The sequence below is a fragment of the Deferribacterota bacterium genome (genome assembly GCA_034189185.1).
In the GTDB taxonomy this organism is placed as follows: domain Bacteria; phylum Chrysiogenota; class Deferribacteres; order Deferribacterales; family UBA228; genus UBA228.
The window spans coordinates 1-6237 of record JAXHVM010000107.1 but is presented as its reverse complement, the minus strand read 5'-3'; the positions used below and the strand labels follow the sequence as shown (position 1 = coordinate 6237).

Below are 6237 nucleotides of genomic sequence, written 5' to 3'. Positions count from 1 at the left end.
AAAAATTTATTAATTACTCATTGAATAAGATTCAAGAGGTAGGCGATATTATTGGAGATAAGAAAATATATATAGAGGTTGACGGTGGTATTAATGCTAATAATGTTGAACATGTTGTCTCTTGTGGCTGTAATGTAGTTGTAGCAGGTAGTTTTATTTTTTCTGGTAACGAATATAAGAAGCAAATAGAAAAATTAAGGGTTAGATAGTTTACAAATAATTATCAATACAAAATTTTCTTAATGTATTTATATTAATATAGAAGTGCTTCATTAGATTAAGGGTGAAATAGTATCCTTTATTAGTAAGTGTTAAATAATTATTTTCAAATTCTCTTAAGATTTTAATTTTTTTGAGAAATTCTAACAATATGGATGGGTATATCTTGGAGATAGATTGATATCTCTCTGAAATATTTTTACAATCATCTAAAAAGGAATTTTTGTTGAATTTTGTTTTATATAGTTTTAGCGTCAATAAATACATAATTTCTTGAAATGTATTTAGTTTTTTATAGGCCACATAGGGCAAATCATTTGATTCAATTAGATTGAAATATTTTTTTAAATTAAATGAATTAGCATAAAGGATGCCGTTAATGTAACCAAAGGATCCACATCCGGCACATATAAAAGAAGGGGTTTCGCTTATATACTCATCCACTAAATTTATGTTTTTTTTAGTATAGGACCACACTGAGCTCATAATATAATGTTTTTGTAAACTATATTTAATATATTCATAGAGGCTTTTTTCTTTTTTGTTTGTCTTAAATTCATCAAATAGCTTAATCGTATGATTCATTAATGGGTAATATGTAACTTGGTGAGGATTAATAATTTTAATATAATTTAATTCTTTCTCAATATCATATATATCTTGACCTGGTAAATTAAAGAGAAGGTCTAGATTAAATGTTTTTATTTTGTGGCTTGCATCTATCAATATGTCTATCAAATCATCTGTACTTGTGCTACCCTTTCTTCCTAGGTTTTGTGTTATATTTTGATCAAAAGATTGAATTCCAACGGATAATCTGTCAACCCCATTTTCTTTAAGTCTTTGTAGCATTTGGTTGTTTAATGTATAGGGGTCACTTTCAATAGATATTGAGCTAATGTTGTTATATTTTTTTAATTTGTTTATTAAACTAACAATGCCATCAATGTATAATGTAGGAGTGCCACCCCCTATATAGACATCAGAGATGGTAAAACCTTTTTCTGCCAATAGCTCAATTTCTTTAAGTAAATATTTATAATATAGCTTTATTGTATCCTCTTGATATTTGAACTTATGAAAAAAACAGTAGTTACAAAGATTTTTACAGAAGGGGATATGTATGTATAATGTGTTGTTATTAAAACTAGTAATTGGCAGACCTTTATCTACTGTTTTATAACGAAAATCAACAAATCTTGATAAACGCGCTACTGATTGTAATAATTTAACATCAACCATTGTGAAATGTCATTTAAATATTTTAAATAAATATAAAATAAATTAAAATAAATTATAATATAATTAAACGCCTCTTGCCATTGCTTCAAGTCTCTTTATCCTCTCTTCAACAGGTGGATGGGTAGAAAATAGTGTCATTATATTTTTACCACTAAGAGGGTTTATAATAAACATATGTGATGTTGCTGGATTGGCTTTCATTGGTTTTGCAGCTACACCACCGGATATTTTTCTTAATGCCGATGCAAGTGCAGTTGGGTCACCAGAAAAATATGCACCTTTTGAATCAGCTAAATATTCCCTAGATCTTGAAATAGCCATTTGAACAAGCATAGCAGCAATAGGGGCAAGAATTGAAACTAGTAATAAAACTATAAAACCCATTGGATTATTATTGTCATCATCACCACCAAAACCTCCAAATATAGCAGACCACCTTGCCATATCAGCAAGCATCATTATTGCGCCAGCAACAGTTGCAGCAATAGATCCAATTAATATATCTCTATTCTTTACATGTGCTAGCTCATGTCCTAATACGCCTTCTAATTCTCTTTCATTTAGTAATTGTAATATTCCAGAAGTTACTGCAACAGCAGCATGCTTTGGATTTCTTCCAGTTGCAAAGGCATTTGGAGTTGAATTGTTGATAATATAGACCTTGGGCATTGGCAGGTTTGCCTTTGTTGTAAGCCTTCTTACAATTCTATATAAATCTGGAGCACTTGCCTCATCTACTTCTTTAGCTCTATACATTTTAAGAACAATAGAGTCTGAAAACCAATAAGAGAATAGATTCATAAGTAGGGCAAATACAAACGCAATAATCATGCCAGTCTTGCCACCAATAAGACCACCAATAAAAATAAACAGAACTGTCAATATTGTTAAAAAGAAAGCTGTTTTTAAAGTATTTATGTTCATATTAGATTCACCTTTTTATTTTTTTATAAATAATAAACTTTTTGTATAAAATATCAATATTTTTAATATCGTTAGTGTATGTTATTTGAATATATCACCTATTTTTATTTGACTTCCCCTAATAAATTCACCTGCCTTCATTCTTTTTTTACCTTCTAACTGTAATTCATCAACTACCAATATATCTTTACCTGTTTTAATATATATATTATCTTTGGTTATCATCATAATTTGGCCTACTTTAAACCCATTTTCATGGTGGTTATCACGTTTAACATGTGCTTTATAAAATTTTATTCTTTTTTTATTAAGAAATGAGTAAGCTGTAGGCCAGGGGATTAAACCCCTTATCCTGCATTCTATTCTTTTAGCGCTCTCACTCCAGTTAATTATACCGTCCTCTTTTTTTAGCATTGGAGCAAAGTTCACTCTTTCTTCATTTTGTTTTTTTGGTTTAATTCTATTAAAATTGTCTAAAGTTTTTATAAGCAGATTAGAACCCATTATAGATAATTCACTATTTAATTGTTGGGCATCTTTTTTATCTATGGTTGTATAATCTTGCAGCAAAATATCGCCTGCATCTAATTTCTCATTCATTAACATTGTTGTAACGCCAGTGTATTTCTCTCCATTTATTATAGCCCAATTTACAGGTGCAGCTCCCCTATATTTTGGTAAAAGTGAAAAATGCACATTTATAGGAGCTTTCTTTGGTATTTTTAGTATTTCTTTTGGTATTATTAGGCCATAAGCTACAACTACTAAAAAATCAGGCTTAATTGTCTTTATTATTTCTATGGCCTCAATATTGTTTTTAAGGCTTTTTGGTTGGAAAACTTCTATTTTGTGTTTTATTGCAAATTCCTTTGTAGGGGCGTATACATATTTGTGTCCTCTATTCTTTGGTTTATCAATTTTGCAGACAATTAATCTTACATTATATCTGTTGTGTAGTTTTTCTAATGATGGTAGAGCTATTTCAGGGGTTCCAAAAAAAACAATATCCATTTAAAATAAATATTCTTCACTTCTCAATCGTTTTTCTATTTCGTCTATAATATTATCTTCTTGTTTGCGGGAGGCTTCAAAGGCTACACAAAATCTAATGAAATGTCCAGCATCATCCCATGGAACAGATGATATCATTTTCTCTCTTATTAGAAATTCGCAAAAATCCTCAGCTGTTTTAAAGGTAGGTCCATTTTTTATCCCTTTAGGAATTTCGAAGTAAAGATAAAAGGTTCCTTTTGGCTCGTTAACATAAAAGCCAATATTCCTTAGTTTCTCTGTTAGTTTTGTAAGTCTTCTTTTGTATCTATTTCTATTTTTTTCAATATATTCAAGGTGTTCTAAGGCATAGCTTGCAGCTTTTTGAATAGGTATAAATTGACCGGAATCCATATTATCTTTTACAGCTGCAAAAGCTTTAACTATATACTCATTCCCGCAAACAAAAGCTATCCTCCAACCCGTCATATTGAATGATTTTGAAAGGGAATGAATCTCTAAAACATGTTTTTTTGCATTTTCTACTGAGAGAAAGGACTCTTGTTTATCTGTATATGTTAATTCAATGTATGCAGCATCATGTATTATAAAAATATTATATTTTTCTGCAAATTCTACAGCTTTTCTAATGAAGTTTTTTTCAGCAATAGCCCCTGTTGGGTTGTTTGGATAATTTAGATATAGCAATTTAGCTTTTCTTAAAATATCTTCTGGTATTGACTCTAGGTCTGGTAAGAAATTGTTCTCTTTTAAGAGAGGCAATTTATATATCTCTCCACCAAGATATTTTGTGAGTGTTCCAATTACAGGATAACCAGGCACTGTGGTTATTGTTATATCTCCTGGGTTTATAAAAATAAAAGGTATCATTGACAGTGCTGATTTTGCACCAATTGCGTGGTTGACCTCTTTATTGCTATCAACTTTAATACCAAATCTATTATCCATATATTTTGCACAGGCTTGCTTAAATTCCTCTATACCATTATCTGCATAGAATCTATTAGCTTTATCTTTTGCTTCTTTATAGAGTACTTCTATTATTTCATCAGGTGCTTTCTCATCAGGTTCTCCAACTCCAAGATCAATTAGTTCTTTATCAGGATTGGCCTTTATGGCATCCCTTTTAGCCCTTTTAATCTTTTCAAATTTATAAATTGTATCCTCTTTACCAAAGGAGGTTCCTCCAAGCCTATCTGCTATTAAATATTCATTTCCAAACATAATACAGACTCCTTTAATCTTTATTTGATGGCTCAATATGTATAGTTACATCAGCATTTTTATATTTACCCTTAATCTTATCCTCAATAGAGTTTACTATTTTATGCGCCTTTGTTATTGTTGGATTATTATTTAAAGTAATGTGCATGTCAATGAAAATCTTATTTCCTGCTTTTCTTGTTCTAAGGTTATGAAAATTTGCTACCTCATTATAAAATTTCTCATTAATTATACTATTTATTGATTCTTCAATATTAAAGGGAACTTCTGAGTCTGTTAATTCTTTTACACTTTCAAGTAGTAGTTTTATTGCCTCATAGAGTATATATATGGTAATAGCCAGTGAAATTATTGGATCTAAAAAATAGATATCCCAAAAGTTTATAGCAATTAAGGTAATTATTATGCCTATATTTGTGAATACATCAGTTTTATAGTGTAAGGTTTCTGCCTTTAAAAGATTAGAATTATATTCTTTTGCTTTTTTGTTTAAGTAGATAATCAAGAATAATGTTGAGATTAGTGAGATTAACATGACTATAACCCCAACATTTATCTCTTTTACTGGTTGATCCCTATATATCTTAACAATGGCTCTGTAGAAGATAAATAGAGATGTTGCAATTAGTATCAATGCTTGAGTATAGGTAGCTAAAGGTTCAAATTTGGAATGTCCATATTTATGGTTTGAATCGGGGGGCTCATCAGATTTTTTTAAGGCCAGCATGTTAAAAGTGGAGCTAATGATATCCATTATATTATCAACTGCAGAAGCAATTATTGCTAAAGAATTTATTAGTAAGCCTACTATAATTTTCAATAATGATAAAAAAGTTGATAAAAATAAGGAGTATTTTAGGGGTTTCCATCTGTTATTATTTTCCATTTATTTTCTTATCTATATAGTTTGTAAAATTAAACCAATTATCAAATATACCAAAGAGTGTGAGTAATATGATTAGAGGTAGTTGTGTAAATATTAATACATAAATAAAAATTTTAAAAATTGGTCTTTTAATCCATGTATTTAGAATATAATTTAAGATGTCAAAACCTTGTAGAAAAAAGAGTGTAGAGAATATAATAAGACTATTGACAGAAATTAATTTAAATAAATTGTTATTTATTACAATGCAAAAACCAAGGATGATAAATATTGGAATATAGGTGTCAGGGATCTTAAAGAACAAAAAATGATTATTTTTTTTAGCAATTAATTGAATTGTTGTGTATGAGATTAGGATTGCATAACTTGAGATAAATGAAGGCAGTAAATTAACAAGGAATCTAACATTTTCAATATTAATCATAAAAGTGTCATAGTTTGTTTTATCTTTTACAAGGTCATTTATTTTTTTAATTATTGTGTTTGCTTCGCTAATAATTTTCTCATCAAAACCAAATAAGTAGAGGTATATGGTGATAAATATTAATATTGGCAAAAAAGAAAGGGAGATTGGGTTCTTGCCTTTTTTTATTATTATTTTATCTATAAATCTTGTATTTTCAGTAGAATTTTTTATAGTTTCTAAATTTGTTTCTTTAAAATATATATAAATAAGTAGTGCTATATATATTATTGTTAGTATATATGATATATTAATAGTAAGAAAAACT

General features: G+C 28.8%; 7 protein-coding genes. 1 reads left to right on the top strand and 6 read right to left on the bottom strand.

What is annotated here, in order from left to right:
* The coding region (locus SVN78_07595) for a ribulose-phosphate 3-epimerase (GenBank protein MDY6821466.1) at positions 1-209 on the top strand (209 nt) is incomplete at its 5' end.
* Position 210: 1 nt separating this feature from the next.
* Here the strand turns inward: SVN78_07595 and SVN78_07590 are convergent.
* From SVN78_07590 to SVN78_07565, 6 genes are all read right to left on the bottom strand, one after another.
* Positions 211-1461 carry a radical SAM protein gene (locus SVN78_07590; protein MDY6821465.1) on the bottom strand — a complete coding sequence of 417 codons (1251 nt, stop codon included), beginning with the start codon at positions 1459-1461 and terminating at the stop codon, positions 211-213.
* A gap of 63 nt (positions 1462-1524) precedes the next feature.
* Positions 1525-2385: a zinc metalloprotease HtpX gene (htpX, locus tag SVN78_07585; GenBank protein ID MDY6821464.1), complete on the bottom strand. Its 861-nt coding sequence runs from the start codon at positions 2383-2385 to the stop codon at positions 1525-1527.
* Between the two features lie 81 nt (positions 2386-2466).
* A complete protein-coding gene (gene fmt / locus SVN78_07580; protein ID MDY6821463.1) occupies positions 2467-3396 on the bottom strand; it encodes a methionyl-tRNA formyltransferase in 930 nt (309 codons plus the stop codon).
* Positions 3397-4620, bottom strand: a complete 1224-nt coding sequence (locus tag SVN78_07575) for an LL-diaminopimelate aminotransferase (GenBank protein ID MDY6821462.1) — start codon at positions 4618-4620, stop codon at positions 3397-3399.
* A 13-nt stretch (positions 4621-4633) separates the two neighbouring features.
* Positions 4634-5506, bottom strand: a complete 873-nt coding sequence (locus SVN78_07570; protein ID MDY6821461.1) for a cation diffusion facilitator family transporter — start codon at positions 5504-5506, stop codon at positions 4634-4636.
* On the bottom strand, positions 5496-6237 hold a 742-nt coding region (locus SVN78_07565), incomplete at its 5' end, for a DUF2232 domain-containing protein (GenBank protein ID MDY6821460.1). The genes SVN78_07570 and SVN78_07565, both read right to left, overlap by 11 nt.